Raw genomic sequence first — 18890 nt, forward strand, 5'->3', positions numbered from 1 at the left:
TAATATTGTTGTGTTTTTAACAATCTGTATTTCTTATGCAAACAACTGTTTTACCCTATAAAGATAGAACTTCAGATCATTCACTCCTCTGAATTCAGCCCTGAATGTTTTTAGCTTGCAGTTAAACGATTCTGCACTGGCGTTAGTTCTTTTGTCATTGAAGAAATTCAGTATTCTGTCATAATGGTTTTGAAACGTCTTGATGACTGTATTAAACTCTTCACAGTTCCATTGCTCAACCTGATTAAACCATAATGCGAGTTTGGGTCGTGCCACGTCCTTGTTATCGTAATCCGAATATATCTTACCCAATCTTAAAGCAAGATAATAAAACTCTTTCATGTCCGGAAATCGACTGAACAGAACCTTGGCTCTTTCTGCCTGTGATTCGGTCCAGTCATTCGGCTTTCTTACAAGCAACCTGCTGCATCTTACCATAAGCTGCTTAAGAGTGTCTCCACAGCTTAATATTTCAGGCTTGTATTCAAGCCCTTTCTCCTTGTACAAAGCACGCATGCGATTATCCTCCGCCATCACTTCCCAACGGTGCTTTATACGTAAGTCCTGAAGAGCATCATACATAAGTTTCTGCACATGGAATCGGTCAACGATCTGCTCTGCATTGGGAAAACACTTACGTACTATCTTATACATAGAGTTTGACATGTCCATAGTAACAGACTTGACCATTGCACGTTTGCCGACAGGAAGACGCTGTAACTTCTTGATTATAAAGTCTGATTTCACTCCCTTTACCATTGCAACCAGCGTACCCTTCCTTCCATGCCCGTCCTTATTGGTCACAATTGTGTACAATTCTCCATTGCTCAGTGAAGACTCGTCTATGGCAAGATGTTCACCGAGATTGCAGGCATAAAGCGTAAACTCCTCTGAATGTTTTTTCTGATTCCAGGAGTGAAATCCACTCAGATGGTTCTTGTAGTAGTCATTTAGGACATTTGCCTTCAAATGCGTAAACTCTGCTACACTCTTGATGCTCACTGCATGGGTATCAAGGTAATTCTTTTAAAAAAGCTCCGAACTCAGCGGTAATTCTGGTTCCAGATGCAACAAGATTCCAATCGCGACTGTAGCTCTTGCCGGTAGACTTGTCAAGCCATCTGCGTCGCTTTATTCTGAAATACATGGTATGGTCACGGACGGGAAAGTCTGTAACTGTTATTGGCTTGTGGAAACCATTGGAAATTAAAGGAAGGTCTTGTAAGTTTTCAGGCACAATATCTTTCTCAACTAAGACCAACATAAAATAATCTCCCATGTTGGAAGCTTCTGTTATGTCGAAATAGTCAAGGAGTCCTGCGGGAAGAAACAAGGACAATACGGACTTGTAATCTATGGGCTGAGTTCTATTCATGACGCAAAGATAAACAATAATATTGGATTGTTAAAAACACAACAATATTATTTGATCCCAATTAAGGATCAAATAATCTTCCAACCTGGGTAGAACACAATTTAAAAAGTAAGCGGCCGCATAGTCCATATTATAAAAACTATACGGCTGCCAGCCATAATTATATTGTCTTAAAGAGTAACTTCACATCCGAGAGATCCCATTAGACGTAGATTACTTTTTATGTCTTTAGTGTGAGAATCATATTCTCTTACAGAGAGTCTAATAAATGGCTTGAGCTTGTGACATGCCATTAACTTAAACTTCAAGCCAGCCTCATAGAACATATAGTTCCAGTCGTTATGACATTTTGCAGGGCATCCAAGTCCAAGAAAAACAGACAAATCACTTTCTGCACTATGGTATGCCGAATAACCAATACGACCTTGAATTACTTCATTTGTTGCATATGACTGGATATTATTTTCTTTGAATAATGAAATATTGTGTTCTGCTTGTATACCAACAGAAAAGCGTTTCAAGACTTCATAGTCTAAGACGAATCCTACCTCATAAGGCGTAAACTCTTTATTGAAACCACCGCCTTGAGTAAAGATACCAAGATTAAACTTTCCGGTCTGACAAAAGGCCAGTATAGGGAACGCAGATATAAAGAATATTAGAATAATTTTTCGCATCTTGTTAAATCTTTATACGTATCAATCACAATACTTCGTTATAGGTATACTAGTCAATTCTCATTATTAATGGGAGTTAACAGAGAAAATCTTCTATAATTAATTATATTCTGCTTGATACTTAAAAAGTCAAAAATCTTCATGTGTAACACATTCAAATACTAAAGCTTATAATAATGCCAATAAGACACCTGTATGAATAATAAACACAAAAGTGTTGCTATGTGACTATATATTATTTCACAACAATCAAGATGGCTTACTGGCATTTTATATGTATTATATGTAAATGTTGTTCACAAATGTTATTATCGTACAGCATCTCCATTCCAAAGAAGGGCACTCGCATTAGCAACAGACACTCCATCTTTTACCATCCTTTTTAAATTAGGATTTATATTTGAGTCTGTGATAGTTCGGTCAATACGCTTTATATAGGTAGTATCTGCATCTTCTACATACTGCAAACCATCCAGCACCATTCCGCTAATTTCCAAAGCATCTTTCTTGTCTTGTGTATCAGCTAACGTTTTTAGACGATTGATATTTTCAGATATGGACGAATTTGTATCGAAATTATCCTTTACAACTGTTAACATACGTATCATTTTCTCCTTCTCTGTGCTAGAAATCGATTTATGACTTACTTCTGCAACACGTTCAACTATAGTTTGAATAGACATGGTATCTACCTTATCGCCATATTTCTCATACAATTCCCTTGTTATTCTATTGTGCATGTCTCCCAAAGAATTTGGCTCTATATAGCCTATATTCTCGGTTTTAAAATTTTTATCAGTTGCTACAGACTTTTCTTCTTTTGTAACATTCCAAATTAAAGTAGACGCACTTATACCTGTACTAAGATCTCCACTTAGCAAAGTTCCGCCAGCATCTGCTGCCGCACTGATAATCCATCGCAACCATTTTGGCATACGTCGTACTCCCTTTGATGATTGCTGTGGGAGATACGCATTGTTGATAGCTGCAATATCCTCTTTTAGGAGAGACACTGCTTCTTGATTACTTTCAGATTCTTCTGCCACAACAGATTCTGTCTCAGATGAGCAACTAACACTCGCGAAAACGAGTAACAAGCTCACGAAATAAAAAACTACCTTTTTCATTAGTGATATGATTTAGAAAAAGAACATAACAATGCAGGTTTTCACGAATCTACTTAAACGACACAATATCTGTTGTGCTCAGGTTATGTATGAGGGTTACTAATACCTAACGATTACAAAGATAGATTAAAATTAGCAAACGTACATAGTTTTATGTAAATAAGTGAAGTTTTTCTCTTATTTTTCATACTTTAGTATCAAACTGTTGTTGTATTTCGCTCTTTATTATTAACTTTGCACCATGAAAAGAGTGAACTTCATAACAACAATAAATTACGCAGACTGTATCTCTGATCAAACTGCCGACCTTCTCCCATTTTATATTAAGTCTGCAAAAGCTATGGATTGCCTTGTGAGTAATAGAATATTATTGATAGACTATCACGACGGCTATCTACCATATGTTCCAGATGATTTTCCCTTCTCGAATGACAACGTTGTGAAAGACATAGACTATTGTGTCAAGAATATGTTTTCAGAAGTACAAATAAAGGAAATTAGAGAAATAGATAGTGCATTTTACTCATTCCTGAAGACTTTAAGCAATGAGCAAAAAACACAATGCATATTACATACTGATTTATGCATGTTTATAAATGGCAATAAAACTCTGTTACATAGAACAATAACGCCTTATGCTCTGGATGTCAATGGGGATGTTTGGCTTTCATTGTGTGCTTTTACATTTCCTTCTAGAGCAAACACAGGAAATGCTATTATAAAGATGAAGCGTTCTAAATTTCATTATCAATATAATAACGGATGTTGGGATATTTCTACTAATACAGAATTAACAGAGATTGAATCAAGGATATTATCACTATCTACAACAGGTCTTAGTGCTATGCAAATTGGATCTTTTATGCATCTATCAGAAGCAACAATAAAATCACATAAGCAGGCAATTTTCAAAAAACTAGGCGTCTTGAACATTTCTGAGGCCATTTCCTATGTTGTTGATTATGACTTGTTATAGTTTAATTTTTGGAAAAGGCATGCTTGAATTAGTGATACTGTCTTATACTTATATAGGTAGACATATTATACAGACTAGTAAATATGAGTTGACAGGATTTCACTGCGTCAAAAGAGCCTGATGGTAACTATTTTACGGTTCATCCGGAATATGGAGTGATTAATTGTGACGACACAGGGCTACAACTAACGATGCATGCAAATATGTTACCATTTACAATCGTAATACTAATGTCTGGAACGTAATATAACGTGAGTTCGACGAATTAGAATAAGGTTAATTGTCTATCTATAGTCCTTTGGACTGCAATTGTTGGTTTCTTAGGGAAGAAACAATATGCAGCCAAAGCTCCAAGAGTATTGACAATGAAGTTATCAAAAGATCTGTGTCTGGAATGTTCCACCTGTGCGATATTCTTAAGTTCATCGTTTACGGTCTCAATGATAGCCCGTTTTCTCAACAAGAGCCTGTCTGATATTTTCATAATAGAGCCTTTCATGTTGCTTTTTAGTTTCGTAATAAGCTGTATTCCATCAACGAAAAGTTTATCGAATAGATTCTTGCTTATATATCCCTTATCTCCAACAAGTTTGCCGTAGATAAAATCGACAAATGCTTTATATTCCAAGGGCTTACGGTCGTCAATGTCACCAGGAGTAATCATAAAGTTAAGCAATTCTCCTTTTTCATTACATATTAGGTGAAGCTTAAAACCGAAAAACCATCCCATAGAACATTTGCCTCTTTGAGCAATACCTTTAATGGCTCAGTGGAAAAGTACTGTGGATGTTTTTTTTGTTTCATAGTATTTTGTATCTTTGCATTATGAACATGCTTGAACAATTAGCCCGTATAGTTCTTCCCAAAGAAATACTGGACAATTTCGATATCGTCAAGATAGAAACAGATGAGTCTGATATTGACTCAATGAGTATGACCATCTATCTAGACGAGCGTATGAATGCTTATCTCCAAAAATCTGAGGACTACGAATCCAAAGGTTTTATGGATGCTGTACGCATAACTGATTTTCCGATTCGTGACCATAAAGTGATTCTTGTACTTCGTCGTCGTAGATGGAGAAACAAGGAAACAGGAGAGACATTTGTCGACCGTATTAGTGTTACCGAATCAGGAACCCGCTACTCGAAAGAGTTTGCGGCTTTTTTAAAAGAGACGTATGGACATATCCCCGACGACCTGCCGTACGCTTGAGCAATACTACCATGTAAACTCCAATACGTTGGATAAACAATACAAGGATGTCTTGAGTGACTATCGTACCTGGTCAGAACTAGAACATGCCGATGAATGGCTTGTCTTTCCTGACAACGTAGGTCGTAATTTGGCAATAGACGAGACCTCTATGTCTAACGGTGAATTGCGCACAATCGTCACCAACAGGGACAGACACGGAAAAGATCAATGTCTGGTTGCAATTGTCAAGGGTGTTAAGTCAGAGGACGTTATCAATGCCTTGAAGCATATACCGGAAGCACTTCTGAATATCGTTGAGGAGGTTACATTAGATTTGTCAGACTCCATGAGAAAGATTGTTCGCACATGCTTTCCAAAAGCAATGAGAGTAATTGATAGATTTCACATACAGAAGCTTGCTTGCGATGCTGTGCAAGAAATGCGCATTAAGCATCGTTGGGATGCTATACAAGAGGCCAATGACGACATGGAGAATGCAAAACTTGAAGGACGCGAATACGTGCCTTTTCGATATGAGAACGGAGATACGAGAAAGGAATTGCTAGCAAGGAGTAGGTATCTTCTTTTCAAATCAGGAGAGAAATGGACGCTGTCACAAAGCAAGAGAGCAGAGATCCTATTTAGAGAATATCCAGATTTGAAGACAGCTTATGGACTCTCGCATTCTTTGAGAATGATTTTCTCAAAAAATACTGTTAAGGATGCCGCAAGACTTTCTATGGCTAAATGGTACAACAAAGTGGAAGAAGCTGGCTTCCGTTCTTTCAATGTTATTGCTGCAACATTCTATGAACATTACGATGATATTCTTAACTTTTATAAAAATAGATCATCTAATGCTGCAGCTGAATCCTTTAATGCGAAAATCAAAGCCTTCAGAGCATCACTAAGGGGTATCGTTGATGAAAAGTTCTTTCTGTATCGACTTGCAAAGATTTATGCTTATCCCCACTAAATTTCCACTGACCCCCTTTAATGGCAATTGAGTGTTAGCAATTAGATACAAAAAAAGAGACAATGGATTATCAGAAAATCCTTTGTCTCCTTTTATATTTTAAAAAGGGCCGCCCAGTGATGTGATGAAACTCCGAGTATACAAGATTTGAGAGCTCTCCGCCTTTGTAATCCACCGGCTTTACAGCTTAGTCCACTAAAGGTTTTATATGGCCCGCCATTAGCAAGAGAAGTCTTCTCGGTTTCGATTTTTTTATTGATGAGTATCCCGATCGAACTGGCACGACCCATATAAGATTGAGTCGCCTTTACGTTTTTCGTAATGCAAAGTTACTACTTTCAAGTGATACGGCAAAATGTTTAAGACATAAGTTTAAGGTTGAGGCATTTTTTTATACCAAAAACAAAACAACTAATTGAATTATTTTATATCTTTGCAAAAGTTTACTAACCTGTATAATTTACAACCTTTAAATACTTGTTATGGCAAATACTAATATATTAAATAAGGTGTTCCGTTTCTATGTGGACGGATTCCGCAATATGACTGTAGGACGTGTGCTATGGACGGTTATATTGATAAAGCTTGCTGTAATCTTTCTGATACTCAAGCTATTCTTCTTCCCTGACGTGCTTGAACAGAAGGCAAAAGGAGGCAACCAAGCCGACTATGTGGCAAGAGAACTAATTGACCGTTAGCACTAACGGCATATAATGAACATTTCAATTTATGATAACTATTAACTATAAACAATTAAGCTTATGAATTATATGCTAACAATTGACGCTTCGCTCATCGACTGGTCGCGTGCCCAATTTGCGCTTACCGCCATCTATCACTGGCTGTTTGTGCCTCTTACATTGGGTTTGGCCGTTATCATGGGCATTATCGAGACTATTTATTATCGCACAGGAAAACATTTCTGGCAAGAGGCATCCAAGTTTTGGCAACGCCTCTTTGGAGTAAACTTTGCCATGGGTGTTGCAACTGGCATCATTCTAGAGTTTGAGTTTGGAACAAACTGGAGCAACTATTCCTGGTTTGTTGGTGACATCTTCGGTGCCCCGCTTGCCATAGAGGGCATAGTAGCTTTCTTTATGGAAAGCACGTTTGTTGCTGTTATGTTCTTTGGATGGCAGAAAGTTTCGCGCGGTTTTCATCTTGCCTCTACCTGGCTTACGGGTATAGGCGCCACCATATCAGCATGGTGGATACTGGTAGCCAATTCTTGGATGCAGTACCCTATAGGTTGCGAGTTCAATCCAGATACCGTGCGCAACGAAATGATAAGCTTTATCGATGTGGCATTGTCGCCAATGGCTGTAGACAAGTTCTTCCATACCGTAATATCATCGTGGATAGTAGGTGCCGTGTTTGTGTGTGCCGTTAGTTGCTGGTATCTGTTGCGTAGCCGCGAATGCGAACTCTCACGTCAAAGCATCAAGATAGCAAGCATCGTTGGTATTGTTGCCTCGATATTGGCAATGTATACAGGTCACTCGTCGGCTGTTAAGGTGGCAGAAGTTCAGCCTATGAAACTTGCAGCAATGGAGGGACTGTACAATGGAGGTAATAGTGCCTCGCTCACTATGGTGGCTGCCATTAATCCATTACGACAACCCGACTATACCAAAGGCGAAGAACCTCCATTGCGCATAGCCATACCCAATGGATTGTCCGTGCTTGCCACAAATACACTTGACGGATATGTACCTGGCATTAACGACATTCTTAATGGTTATACACGCGCCGATGGAACAAAAGAATTGTCGGCAGAAGAGAAAATACAACGAGGTCGTAAAGCCATAACTACCCTTGCCGAATATCGCAAGCTTAAGGCATTCAATGACAATGACAAACGTCTGCCAGTGCTTGCTGAAGAACTTAAGAAAGACATGCCATACTTTGGATATGGCTACATTAAAGACCGTGCCGAGCTTGTGCCATACATCCCCATCAACTTCTATGCCTTCCGCATTATGGTAGGTATTGGCTCATTGCTGCTGTTGTTCTTCCTCATCATTGGTCATGTGGCATGGCGTCAAGACATTACAAAACGTGGTCGTTGGCTATGGATATCTGCATTGGTTATGCTTCCGCTTGTATACCTGGCAAGCGAGGCTGGATGGATTGTAGCCGAACTGGGTCGACAGCCATGGGCTATACAAGATATGCTGCCTACTGTTGCAGCAATTTCTGATATTAGTTCAGGCAGCGTTGCTCTAACATTCTTCATCTTCCTCGTGTTGTTCAGCGTTCTACTCTTTGCGGAGATTAGGATAATGTGTCACGTGATAAAGAACTATAAGCCACAAATAGAACAAGCCGATTAAACTCAACCACATCGTCAAAAAAATTAAACATTCGTATTATGACATATATATTTCTTCAGCAATATTGGTGGTTTATAATATCACTTCTCGGAGCGTTGCTCGTGTTTCTAATGTTTGTACAGGGGGCTAACTCGCTTGTATACAGCTTGGGCTATACTGAAGATGGACAACGCAAGATTATAGAGTCGACCGGACGTAAGTGGGAAATTACATTCACCACTCTTGTCACCTTCGGCGGAGCCTTCTTTGCTTCTTTCCCATTGTTCTATAGCACAAGCTTTGGCGGAGCCTACTGGCTATGGATGATTATACTATTCTCGTTTGTACTGCAAGCCGTAAGCTATGAGTTTCAACACCGCAAAGGCAATCTGCTTGGCACACGTACATACCGCTGGTTCCTTGTATTGAACGGCATTATAGGTCCGTTGCTCTTGGGCGCGGCTGTAGCCACATTATTCAATGGTTCCAACTTCTTTGTGGAGAAGGCGTCGCTTACAAACATAAGCGCTCCCGTTATAAGCCGTTGGGCTAATGCCTCGGCAGGGCTTGATGCTTTGCTCGACCCATGGAATTTGGTGTTAGGTTTTGCCGTAATGTTCCTTGCCCGTATTCTCGGCATATTGTATATTATGAATAATGTGGACGACGAGGACATACGCTCCCGAGGTTCGGTTAGACTTGTAGGCAGCACGGTGCCCTTCCTTGTGTTCTTCCTGGCTTTCTTTATACGCACAATGCTTAAAGACGGATATGCAGTAGACCCTGCAACTGTGGTGGTATTTATGGAACCAATGAAGTATCTGCACAACTATCTCGACATGTGGCCATTGGCTGTGCTCACGGTTATAGGTGTTGTACTGTTGCTGTATGGAATAGTGCGCACCATTCTAAGCTCTACATATATCAAAGGTATATGGCCGGCTGGTATCGGCGTGGTGCTTGTTGTGCTGTCGTTGCTGCTTGTTGCGGGATGGGGCAACACTGCCTACTATCCCTCAAACACCGACCTGCAATGCTCGTTGACAATAGCCAACAGTTGCAGTAGCGAGTTCACGCTCCGCACAATGTTCTATGTGTCGCTGCTCGTGCCGTTTGTGTTCGGGTATATAGCTTATGTCTGGAGGGTTATGGACAGAAAATAAAAGGTATGACGGATGGGTGTCGAGAGCTCGCTCTCGTAAGACCATCCGTCATACCTTTTATTCAATCTACACACCTTTACGGCTGAACCATCAAGAAGTTCTTGAAGTCGCTAAACTCCTTCGACATGGCGATGCTCTTCTTCTCGCCCTTCATAAAGGCTGCAAGACGTTCGGGTATTGCAACCTCGGCGTTTATTGCCGATTCTACTGTATCCTTAAACTTGGCGGGATGAGCAGTCTCGCCAAATACACCAACCTCGCCATCAAGCAACAAGTCCTTTAATGCCTGATATCCGCATGCTCCATGCGGGTCGAGAATATAGTGGTTGGTTTCATAGCATTGGCGCATAGCATGGCGTATCTGTTCGTCGCTATATGTTGCGCCACTCATGAGGCTCGAAATCTTCTTCCAGTCGCCCTTGAAGAGATCGTATATACGTGCAAAGTTGCTTGGATCGCCCACATCCATAGCATTGGCAATGGTCTGTATACTTGGACGTGGATTATACTCGCCAGTCTGCAAGTACTTGTATACAATGTCGTTGGCATTGTTTGCAGCTATGAAACGTTTCACGGGCAAGCCCATTTCTCGTCCGAAGATAGCTGCCGTGATGTTGCCAAAGTTGCCGCTCGGCACACATATCACGTAGCCATGCTCTTTGCCCATACGCTTTAGCTGGGCATAGGCATAGAAATAATAGAATGCCTGTGGCAAGAAACGAGCCACATTGATAGAGTTGGCAGACGTCAGCTTCATATGCTTATTGAGCTCATCGTCCATGAATGCCTGCTTTACAAGAGCCTGGCAGTCGTCAAACACTCCGTCCACTTCAATTGCTGTGATATTTTGTCCGAGTGTGGTAAACTGGCTCTCCTGTATCTTACTTACCTTGCCCTTGGGATAGAGCACATACACATGTATGCCCTCTACACCAAGAAATCCGTTTGCAACAGCCGAACCTGTATCGCCACTTGTGGCTACAAGTACATTAACGTTTTTAGTTCCTTCCTCGCGTATAAAGTATTGCAGCATGCGCGCCATAAAGCGTGCACCTACATCCTTGAATGCAAGTGTTGGTCCGTGGAATAGTTCGAGCGAGTAAATATTATCCTCTACCTCTTTTATAGGACAGTCAAACGCCAGAGTGTCGTATACTATACGCTTTAGGTCGTCGGCCTTGACGTCCTCGCCGAAGAAGGCGTCTGCCACCTTATATGCTATCTCTTGAAACGAGAGTTTGTCTATGTTGTCGAAGAACTCCTTAGGCAACTTCTTAATACGCTCTGGCATATAGAGTCCACGATCGGGAGCAAGTCCTTTTACTACTGCCTCGTGCAATGAGGCTTGGGGTGCTGTATGATTGGTGCTGTAATATTTCATAATTTAAGTGAAAAGTTAAGAGTGAAGAGTGAAGAATCCAATTGTTATAAGGGAAGAGGGAAGAGTGAAGAATCCTATTCTTTTAGAGGGAAGGTTCCTTCATAAACTCGTTCATAAACTCTGTCAGGTGCAGCATGCCGTAGCTGCCACTTACACAACTCACCTCACTATATGTCTCTACATCGTCTGGCTTGATGCCTGGATACCATATCACAAATGGCACAGGTTCCTTGACGTGTGTGCGTATCTCTACTGGTGTAGGATGGTCGGGCATAATAGCTATTGCTACAGGCTCGTCCCACTTGGACACTTCTTCAAAGATAGGACCCACCATACGTTTGTCAAGGTTCTCTATAGTGCGCAACTTTAGTTCAAGGTCACCATCATGACCAGCCTCATCGCTTGCCTCAACATGCAGGAATACAAAATCGTCCTTACGTAGGGCCTCTATAGCCGCTTGTGTCTTGCCCTCATAGTTTGTATCGGCAAGTCCAGTTGCTCCTGGCACAATGATATTGTGCAGCCCTGCATAATGGCCTATGCCGCGTATTAGGTCTACAGCCGATATCACGTCGCCACGCTTTATCTGTGGATACATCTCCGAAAGGGTTTTCATCTGCGGACGATATCCTCCACCCCATGGCCATATGCTGTTAGCCTGGTCTTTACATTCGGCACGTCGCTTTACATTAAGTGGAGCGTCGTACAGCACGTCTTGCGACTTGATGATAAGCTCATTGAGCAATGTAACAGTTGGCAAAGCCTCTTGCTCGTATCCTTTCTTTGGACGGATAAGTAGCTTGCGCCATTCCTCATTGGGATGGTCGTGAGGTGGAGCACACTCGATGTACTTGTTTCCACCTTTTATAATAAGGAGATGTCTGTATTGTATTCCCTTTACAAAGCGTATACGGTCGCTGCCAAGACGCTCGTTAAGGAGGTCAATCAGTTGAGTGCTATCGTCGGTGGTAAGATGTCCGCCATGATGATTCTTTATTTTGCCATTCTCAAGACAGATGATGTTGCAGCGCAATGCAAGGTCGTCTGGTTCCATTTCGTAACCTATAGAGGCTGCCTCCAATGGACCTCTACCCTCGTACACCTTATTCATATCATAGCCAAGGATAGTAGCATTGGCAACCTCGCTACCAGGCAGAAAACCATCGGGCACGGTAAGCAGGCGTCCGGTACGTCCAATACGTGCCAAATGGTCCATATTAGGAGTATTGGCATATTCGAGAAGTGTTTTTCCTCCAAGACGGTCGACGGCATGGTCGGCCATACCGTCGCCAAGTATTATAATGTGTTTCATACGCAAAAGACCTTTATACGTTAGCTATTGACATAATATTGGCAAACACGCCGGCAGCAGTAACACTGGCACCAGCTCCGTAGCCTTGGATAAGCATTGGGAACTCGCGGTAACGCTCGGTTGTTAGAGACACAACATTATTGCTGCCTTCAAGGTTGTAGAACGGATGTGCTTGTCCAACTTCCTTCAAGGCCACAGAAGTCTTGCCATGGTCGAATGTGGCTACAAATCGCCAGCGCTTGCCTTCTGCCTCAAGTTGTTTGCGACGAGCCTCAAAGTCGGCATCAAGACTTGGCAGTTTCTGCCAGAAGTCGTCTATGCTACCTTCAAAGAACGAGTCGGGTATAAATAGATGTTTCTCCACATCTGCCTTCTCCACCTTATAGCCTGCCTCTCTTGATAGGATTACAAGTTTGCGTATAACGTCCTTGCCACTAAGGTCGATACGTGGATCGGGCTCGCTGTAGCCTTGCTCCTTGGCACGGCGCACTGCCTCTGAGAAAGGCACATCAGCAGATATCTCGTTAAATATAAAGTTGAGCGTGCCGCTAAGCACAGCCTCAATCTTAAGTATTACGTCACCCGAATTGCGCAAGTCGTTTATGGTGCCAATGATAGGTAGTCCGGCTCCCACATTGGTCTCATAACGGAACTTGACACCACGCGCAAGGGCAGTTTCCTTAAGTTTAATATAATTGTCGTACGACGACGATGCAGCTATCTTGTTGGCGGCAATGACAGATGTATTATGTTCGATAAGCGATTGGTACAATGCAGCCACATCCTTACTTGCCGTACAATCCACAAACACGCTGTTGAAGATGTTCATCTTTATAATCTCGTCTTTCAACAGTTGGTCGTTGCATGCCGGAGCCTTCTCAAGCTCTTCGCGATAGGTTGCAAGATCGATGCCGTCGCGATTGAATATGGCCTTCTTCGACGACGCTATGCCCACAACGTTCAGCTTAAGTCGTTTGGTACGCTTAAGTTCCTCGTACTGATCGTGTATCTGCTCAAGAAGTTGTCCGCCCACTGTTCCTACACCGCAGACAAAGAGGTTTAGTACCTTGTATTCTGAAAGGAAGAACGAGTCGTGCAACACATTCAATGCCTTGCGCAGATAGGTGCAGTCTACTACAAACGAGATATTGGTCTCGGATGCACCTTGTGCACAGGCAATAACGCTAATGCCGCTTCGGCCCAATGTGCCAAACAATTTACCGGCAATGCCAGGTGTATGCTTCATGTTCTCGCCTACGATGGCGATGGTGGCAAGTCCACTCTCGGCGTGCATAGGGAACATGGCACCAGTCTCTATCTCCTTGGCAAATTCGCTGTTAAGAACATCTACGGCAGCCTTGGCATCCTGATCGCGCACACCTATAGATGTAGAGTTCTCCGAAGAAGCCTGCGACACCATAAACACGCTTATGCCATTGTCGGCCAAGGCTGTAAAGATGCGTCGGTTTACACCAATGACACCCACCATCGACAAACCCGTTACTGTTATAAGCGTAGTGCCGTTGATGCTCGATATACCCTTGATTGGCTTAGAGTCGTTGTCTATCTGTGCCTTGATAATAGTTCCCTCTGCTTCGGGATTGAATGTGTTCTTAACACGAATTGGAATATTCTTTACGCATACAGGATATATCGTTGGCGGATAAATAACCTTTGCACCAAAGTTGCAAAGCTCCATTGCCTCGATATAACTAAGCTCGTTTATAGTATAAGCGGTCTTTATTACACGCGGGTCGGCTGTCATAAAGCCATCGACATCGGTCCATATCTCGAGTATGTCGGCATCGAGGGCAGCTGCAATAATAGCAGCGGTATAGTCGGAACCACCACGTCCAAGATTGGTTGTCTCATTAGAGTCGCGGTCCATACTTATAAAACCAGGAACAAGAGATACGCGTGGTAGGTCGCTGAATGTACGACGTACCAGACGATTGGTAAGTTCGGAGTCAAGAATGTTCTTGTGATTCTTCTGCACTGTCTTTATAAAATCGCGCGAGTCGAACCACTTAGCTCCTTGCACAAGTGTGGCTACAATATTTGAGCTAAGACGCTCGCCATAGCTTACGATAGCATCCTGTGTCTTGTTGGAAAGGTCGTGGATGAGGTAGACGCCGAAATAGATAGAGCGCAACTGCTCGAACAGCGAGTCTACAATATTAAACAGTTTCTCACGCTTGCGTGTATCGGTAATGATGGTATCTATCATCTTGTGGTGGCGGTCTACCATAGCCTGAAACTCGTCTTTCCACGCATCGTCACCTTTAAGGGCAAGTTGGGATGTGGCAAGGAGCTTGTCGGTAATGCCTCCAAGGGCGCTAACCACCACAATTACTGGCTGTTTTTCTGCCTGTTTCTCTACAATAGCCTTGAGACTAAGAATGCTCTCCACGGAACCTACCGAGGTTCCGCCAAACTTTAATACTTTCATTTTCTTCTTGTTCTTTGGTTAATGCCTCCATACAAAGGAGGCTGATTGTGTTTCGATGCCTAAGCTTGTCTACGCAGCGAGACTGGCTTCTGTCCCAATCCTCAATACGAGAGAGGTATGAGCAAGACACCTTTGTCTGCTTAGCTTACTGCGCGACAGTGGGGCGTGTGGCACCGTGTCGTAACATTAAGTTTAATAAAGTGTCGGCAAATTTACGAAAAATAAATGTTATAGCAACTAAAAAGACAAGAAAAATGACAATTTCTTACAAAACAAGAAAGCAAAACTATCAATAGTAGCAAATAGGAACGAAGGATAAAAGTAATTTGAGTGGTACAGTTATTAGGCCGTACCACCTGTTGTCAGCCTTTAAGCAAATGGCTTAAAAGGTCTAAATAATTGTCCACATCCTTGTCGTCGATGCGGTTCCATATGTCGCCCAAGAAGGCTGCGCCACCAAAATGCCACTCTTTTAAGGCTTGTATATGACTGGCGTCTATGCCTCCCAATGCTATCACCTTATTGTCTATAATCTTATTGGCAGCTGCGTCGTTCAGCATTTCGGGTGTGAAGGCGGCTCCATAGCCTTCCTTGGATATACTGTCGAATATAGGACTAAGGAACATATAATTCATCCTTGGCTTGTTGTGCACCACTTCCTTCAAACTGTGACACGAGCATGATATGCTCTTATTGAAGCCTTCGGGGGCTTGCGGACAGCGGTGGTTGAGGTGTATGCCATGCAGACGGTAAGTGCTTGCCAACTCAAAATGGCTGTGCAACACTATACGGTTGTGCCACTCCTGAGGTATTTTGTCAAGCAACTGGCTGCATTCCTCTATGCTTGCACCTGGCTTACGAAGGTGAAGAAGGTCTACACCATGGGCAAATAGCCGGGGTATGAGGTGTGCCTCGCCTTGCAGAAACTTTGGAGAGGTTATAACAATCCATTTCATACAATCAAGTTTTGTCTTAATATAAACATTACAACAAGCTGTCTATAAAGCGTTTCATCTCTTCCATCGGATTCTCGGCATTAAGTATAGCGCCACTAACAGCTATGCCACTAACGCCTGTTGCCATTACATCCTTTATATCGGGCTGCAAGATGCCGCCAATGGCTACAACGGGGATGTTGATGTCATGCGCCTTCATCTTACTGATAATGTGTCGATAGCCATCAAGTCCCAATACCGGAGACAGATTCTTCTTGGTTGTTGTAAATCGATAGGGTCCACAACCTATATAGTTGGCACCTTGACGCCACAAGCGTTCTACATCCTCAAAGGTGTTTGCCGTGCCTCCTATTATGCGGTTTGCACCAAGCTGGTTGCGTGCCTCGTCCACTGGCATATCATTCTTGCCTAAGTGCACACCGTCGGCACCAGTAATTCCTACCCATTCTACATGGTCGTCAAGAATAAATGTGGCGCCATACTCCTTGCACATAGCACCAATCTGCTTGGCAGCCAATAAGAAGTCGACTTCTTGGGCATCCTTCATTCTCAACTGAATCCATCGGCATCCGCCCTCAAGAGCAAGACGTGCGCCTTCCACATAATCGTAACGTGTATTTGAGTGTGTTATGAATTGTATCATCTTATTATCAATTTCTCAGGATTAAACAAATGGTCAACAGGACCGTGTCCCTCGCCTATATTCACATCCTTTCCGGCTACAAGAGCCATAGAAAGATATGTCTTGGCTTTTGCCACAGCTTGTGGCATATCTTCGCCACGTGCCATAAAAGAGGCTATTGCCGAGGATAGAGTGCAACCAGTGCCATGTGTATTGCGTGTATGTATGGTTTCGTGCACATACTGGTGCGTTTCGCCGTTATTAATATACAGTCGGTCTATCTTCTTGTTTCCCTCAAGATGTCCTCCCTTTATCAGCACAGCCTTACATCCCATGTCGAGTATGTTATGTGCGGCACGGTCCATATCGTCCATACTGTTTATCTTGATGTTTGACAGAACCTCGGCTTCGGGCACATTTGGTGTAAGCAATGTAGCCATTGGCAACAACATACGGCAGAATATGTCTAAGGCTTCGGGCTGCATAAGCATTGATCCACTGGTAGACACCATTACTGGATCAATAACCATTATGCCCGGCTTGCTCTCTTGCAGAGTATTGGCTATTGACTTTATTGTTGCCACATCGTTTACCATTCCTATCTTCACCGCCTCAGGCTTGATGTCGTCCATTACAGCCTTTATCTGTCCCGATACAATATCGGGCTTAATAGACTGAATGGCTTTCACCCCCATAGTGTTCTGCACGGTTATCGATGTTATTGCCGATGCCGCATAAACACCTAAGGCAGACATCGTCTTGATGTCTGCCTGCACTCCGGCTCCGCCACAACTGTCCGAACCGGCTATTGTCAATACTGCAATATACTTCATTATTGTTAGGATATCTTTGCAATATATTTCTTCAACACATTGCCCACAGCTGCATTGCGCAGTATGCAGCCCTCAAGCACCACTACCCCAATAATGGCTGTAAGTATACCGAGCAATACGTCTATAATATAATGATGTGTGCTGTAGACAGCTGTCCACCATATACCCATACAGATGAAGGCAAAAACGGCGATGGTAAGTTTATGCTCGCGCGCCTTTACGGCATATATGGTAGCTACAAGCATGTAGGCTGCATGCAGCGACGGAACTGCAGCAAACACATTGCTGTTGTTGCCGTAAATAGACTTGAACACTGGAATGCCAAGCAACTGGTCGAATCTACCTAAGCCTGCTACATTGCCTGGGGTATTAAGCACAGGCTCAAAACCATAGTTAAGGGCATACCAAGGTGGCGCTGCCGGATGTATATAATATCCACAGAAGCCTACAAGGTTGACAAAGAGGAAGGCAAACGAGAAGCGAAGATACATCTCGCGCTTGCCCTTAAGGTACAACCAAATGGCATAACCCAACGGCACCGGTACCCAACATAGATAGAACACGCCTGCCATAAAGTCGGCAACGGCACAGTTGTGCATGTTGAACCATTCGCCTGGTATAACTGTTCCCGATGTTGTGGCTATTCCAAACAGCGAGCGTTCGGCCTCAAATAGTCCTCTAACATCAATGGGATTTACCTTGTAGTTGGGATAAAAGCGCATAGAGTCGTAGCTCACGGCAAAGAGAAGCCACGGCAACAGAGCCAATGCCACCTTGCGTGTAGGACGCAAGACCACAAGGAGCAACCAGAATAATATAATGTAAATGCTGAACATTTTATATCAAATAGATTTTCTATTGCCTACAACTGGCTTAGGCTTTCTTGCCGTCGCGCTTGTTCAACTCCTTATAACAATGTGCCACACGCCAAAAGGCAGTGATATTGGCAAGCACAGCGATGATAATCATAGGTACTACAAGCACCCATACATTGCTGCACACGCCGCAGAATATTGCACCTATGGCTGTAACAACTACACGCTCAGGGCGCTGCATTAGTCCAACCTTGCATTCTATATCCAGACCTTCGGCACGCGCACGCACATAACTTACCATTACCGAGCCTACCATAGCTACAAAGGTAACGATGCCTGCCCATTCCCATCCTTCTATGCTAAGCAAGAAGTAGCATATGCCAAAGAGGGTGCAAAGCTCGCTGTATCGGTCGAGTGTCGAGTCCCACAATGCTCCAAATGTAGACGACATATTGCCCATACGTGCCAATCTACCGTCCATCATATCAAACAATCCGGCAAAGAGGATTACACCTCCACCCCATCCTATCCATGCCATTGCCTCTTCTGAAGGCAGTTCGGCTGCATAAATAAACATTGCTGTTGCCACAACATTAAGCAAGAAACCCGTTGTTGTAATGAAGTTGGGAGTGATGCCTATCTTTATCATTCCCTTAATCAGAGGGTTGATGATGACATATATCACCTTCTGTAAAAAATCCCTATAATTCATATTCTTT

Annotated in this window: 18 protein-coding genes and 1 pseudogene; 6 read left to right on the plus strand and 13 right to left on the minus strand. The window is 42.9% G+C overall.

Features of this window, described 5'->3' with window-relative positions; genetic code table 11:
- Positions 1–33 precede the first annotated feature (33 nt).
- The 4 genes from C9991_RS14770 to C9991_RS14785 form a co-directional block, all read right to left on the minus strand.
- On the minus strand, positions 34–1002 hold the full coding sequence (locus tag C9991_RS14770) for an ISAon1 family transposase (RefSeq protein WP_232823222.1): 969 nt from the start codon (positions 1000–1002) through the stop codon (positions 34–36).
- A 10-nt stretch (positions 1003–1012) separates the two neighbouring features.
- Complete coding sequence (locus C9991_RS14775; protein ID WP_007897329.1) at positions 1013–1375, minus strand: ISAon1 family transposase N-terminal region protein; 363 nt, start codon at positions 1373–1375, stop codon at positions 1013–1015.
- Between the two features lie 170 nt (positions 1376–1545).
- Positions 1546–2052, minus strand: coding sequence for a hypothetical protein (locus tag C9991_RS14780; RefSeq protein WP_106810872.1), 507 nt, complete (start codon positions 2050–2052; stop codon positions 1546–1548).
- A gap of 308 nt (positions 2053–2360) precedes the next feature.
- Complete coding sequence (locus C9991_RS14785; protein WP_106810871.1) at positions 2361–3179, minus strand: hypothetical protein; 819 nt, start codon at positions 3177–3179, stop codon at positions 2361–2363.
- Between the two features lie 469 nt (positions 3180–3648).
- Between C9991_RS14785 and C9991_RS14790 the strand changes: the two genes are divergently transcribed.
- A complete protein-coding gene (locus tag C9991_RS14790) occupies positions 3649–4155 on the plus strand; it encodes a response regulator transcription factor (RefSeq protein WP_198643727.1) in 507 nt (168 codons plus the stop codon).
- Positions 4156–4420: 265 nt separating this feature from the next.
- Here the strand turns inward: C9991_RS14790 and C9991_RS14795 are convergent.
- Positions 4421–4915: pseudogene (locus C9991_RS14795) on the minus strand (IS982 family transposase); the annotation flags it as partial.
- Positions 4916–4980: 65 nt separating this feature from the next.
- On the opposite strand from C9991_RS14795, the gene C9991_RS14800 reads away from it, so the two are divergent.
- The 5 genes from C9991_RS14800 (at position 4981) to C9991_RS14825 (ending at position 9803) form a co-directional block, all read left to right on the plus strand.
- Positions 4981–5370: an ISAon1 family transposase N-terminal region protein gene (locus C9991_RS14800; RefSeq protein WP_106810743.1), complete on the plus strand. Its 390-nt coding sequence runs from the start codon at positions 4981–4983 to the stop codon at positions 5368–5370.
- Positions 5336–6328, plus strand: a complete 993-nt coding sequence (locus tag C9991_RS14805) for an ISAon1 family transposase (RefSeq protein ID WP_106810744.1) — start codon at positions 5336–5338, stop codon at positions 6326–6328. The genes C9991_RS14800 and C9991_RS14805 overlap by 35 nt, the downstream gene beginning before the upstream one ends.
- A gap of 482 nt (positions 6329–6810) precedes the next feature.
- On the plus strand, positions 6811–7026 hold the full coding sequence (locus tag C9991_RS14815; protein ID WP_106813254.1) for a DUF4492 domain-containing protein: 216 nt from the start codon (positions 6811–6813) through the stop codon (positions 7024–7026).
- 63 nt (positions 7027–7089) lie between these two features.
- Positions 7090–8661 (plus strand): cytochrome ubiquinol oxidase subunit I, encoded by a 1572-nt coding sequence (locus C9991_RS14820; protein ID WP_106813255.1) that lies wholly within the window; start codon positions 7090–7092, stop codon positions 8659–8661.
- Positions 8662–8699: 38 nt separating this feature from the next.
- Positions 8700–9803 (plus strand): cytochrome d ubiquinol oxidase subunit II, encoded by a 1104-nt coding sequence (locus tag C9991_RS14825; protein WP_106813256.1) that lies wholly within the window; start codon positions 8700–8702, stop codon positions 9801–9803.
- A 76-nt stretch (positions 9804–9879) separates the two neighbouring features.
- Here the strand turns inward: C9991_RS14825 and thrC are convergent, their stop codons facing one another.
- The 8 genes from thrC to C9991_RS14865 all read right to left on the minus strand — a co-directional run bounded on the left by thrC (position 9880) and on the right by C9991_RS14865 (position 18883).
- Positions 9880–11184, minus strand: a complete 1305-nt coding sequence (thrC, locus tag C9991_RS14830; RefSeq protein ID WP_106813257.1) for a threonine synthase — start codon at positions 11182–11184, stop codon at positions 9880–9882.
- Positions 11185–11266: 82 nt separating this feature from the next.
- Entirely contained in the window at positions 11267–12496 is a 1230-nt protein-coding gene (locus C9991_RS14835; RefSeq protein ID WP_106813258.1) for a cofactor-independent phosphoglycerate mutase, read from the minus strand.
- 13 nt (positions 12497–12509) lie between these two features.
- Entirely contained in the window at positions 12510–14945 is a 2436-nt protein-coding gene (thrA, locus tag C9991_RS14840; protein ID WP_106813259.1) for a bifunctional aspartate kinase/homoserine dehydrogenase I, read from the minus strand.
- Between the two features lie 362 nt (positions 14946–15307).
- A complete protein-coding gene (locus C9991_RS14845; protein ID WP_106813260.1) occupies positions 15308–15901 on the minus strand; it encodes a thiamine phosphate synthase in 594 nt (197 codons plus the stop codon).
- Between the two features lie 28 nt (positions 15902–15929).
- A complete protein-coding gene (locus C9991_RS14850; RefSeq protein ID WP_106813261.1) occupies positions 15930–16544 on the minus strand; it encodes a thiamine phosphate synthase in 615 nt (204 codons plus the stop codon).
- A complete protein-coding gene (gene thiD / locus C9991_RS14855; protein ID WP_106813262.1) occupies positions 16541–17356 on the minus strand; it encodes a bifunctional hydroxymethylpyrimidine kinase/phosphomethylpyrimidine kinase in 816 nt (271 codons plus the stop codon). The genes C9991_RS14850 and thiD overlap by 4 nt, the downstream gene beginning before the upstream one ends.
- Positions 17357–17361: 5 nt before the next feature.
- Positions 17362–18192, minus strand: coding sequence for a phosphatase PAP2 family protein (locus tag C9991_RS14860; RefSeq protein WP_106813263.1), 831 nt, complete (start codon positions 18190–18192; stop codon positions 17362–17364).
- 37 nt (positions 18193–18229) lie between these two features.
- Positions 18230–18883, minus strand: coding sequence for a CDP-alcohol phosphatidyltransferase family protein (locus C9991_RS14865; protein ID WP_106813264.1), 654 nt, complete (start codon positions 18881–18883; stop codon positions 18230–18232).
- Positions 18884–18890: the final 7 nt, after the last annotated feature.

It is taken from the genome of Prevotella merdae, assembly GCF_900290275.1.
Taxonomy (GTDB): Bacteria; Bacteroidota; Bacteroidia; order Bacteroidales; family Bacteroidaceae; genus Prevotella; species Prevotella merdae.

Excerpts from the sequence above, each read along its gene's own strand:
- C9991_RS14775 (WP_007897329.1), bottom strand. The coding sequence starts at position 1,375 with ATGAATAGAACTCAGCCCATAGATTACAAGTCCGTATTGTCCTTGTTT.
- C9991_RS14780 (WP_106810872.1), bottom strand. The coding sequence starts at position 2,052 with ATGCGAAAAATTATTCTAATATTCTTTATATCTGCGTTCCCTATACTG.
- C9991_RS14785 (WP_106810871.1), bottom strand. The coding sequence starts at position 3,179 with ATGAAAAAGGTAGTTTTTTATTTCGTGAGCTTGTTACTCGTTTTCGCG.
- C9991_RS14790 (WP_198643727.1), top strand. The coding sequence starts at position 3,649 with ATGTTTTCAGAAGTACAAATAAAGGAAATTAGAGAAATAGATAGTGCA.
- C9991_RS14800 (WP_106810743.1), top strand. The coding sequence starts at position 4,981 with ATGAACATGCTTGAACAATTAGCCCGTATAGTTCTTCCCAAAGAAATA.
- C9991_RS14805 (WP_106810744.1), top strand. The coding sequence starts at position 5,336 with ATGGACATATCCCCGACGACCTGCCGTACGCTTGAGCAATACTACCAT.
- C9991_RS14815 (WP_106813254.1), top strand. The coding sequence starts at position 6,811 with ATGGCAAATACTAATATATTAAATAAGGTGTTCCGTTTCTATGTGGAC.
- C9991_RS14820 (WP_106813255.1), top strand. The coding sequence starts at position 7,090 with ATGAATTATATGCTAACAATTGACGCTTCGCTCATCGACTGGTCGCGT.
- C9991_RS14825 (WP_106813256.1), top strand. The coding sequence starts at position 8,700 with ATGACATATATATTTCTTCAGCAATATTGGTGGTTTATAATATCACTT.
- thrC (WP_106813257.1), bottom strand. The coding sequence starts at position 11,184 with ATGAAATATTACAGCACCAATCATACAGCACCCCAAGCCTCATTGCAC.
- C9991_RS14835 (WP_106813258.1), bottom strand. The coding sequence starts at position 12,496 with ATGAAACACATTATAATACTTGGCGACGGTATGGCCGACCATGCCGTC.
- thrA (WP_106813259.1), bottom strand. The coding sequence starts at position 14,945 with ATGAAAGTATTAAAGTTTGGCGGAACCTCGGTAGGTTCCGTGGAGAGC.
- C9991_RS14845 (WP_106813260.1), bottom strand. The coding sequence starts at position 15,901 with ATGAAATGGATTGTTATAACCTCTCCAAAGTTTCTGCAAGGCGAGGCA.
- C9991_RS14850 (WP_106813261.1), bottom strand. The coding sequence starts at position 16,544 with ATGATACAATTCATAACACACTCAAATACACGTTACGATTATGTGGAA.
- thiD (WP_106813262.1), bottom strand. The coding sequence starts at position 17,356 with ATGAAGTATATTGCAGTATTGACAATAGCCGGTTCGGACAGTTGTGGC.
- C9991_RS14860 (WP_106813263.1), bottom strand. The coding sequence starts at position 18,192 with ATGTTCAGCATTTACATTATATTATTCTGGTTGCTCCTTGTGGTCTTG.
- C9991_RS14865 (WP_106813264.1), bottom strand. The coding sequence starts at position 18,883 with ATGAATTATAGGGATTTTTTACAGAAGGTGATATATGTCATCATCAAC.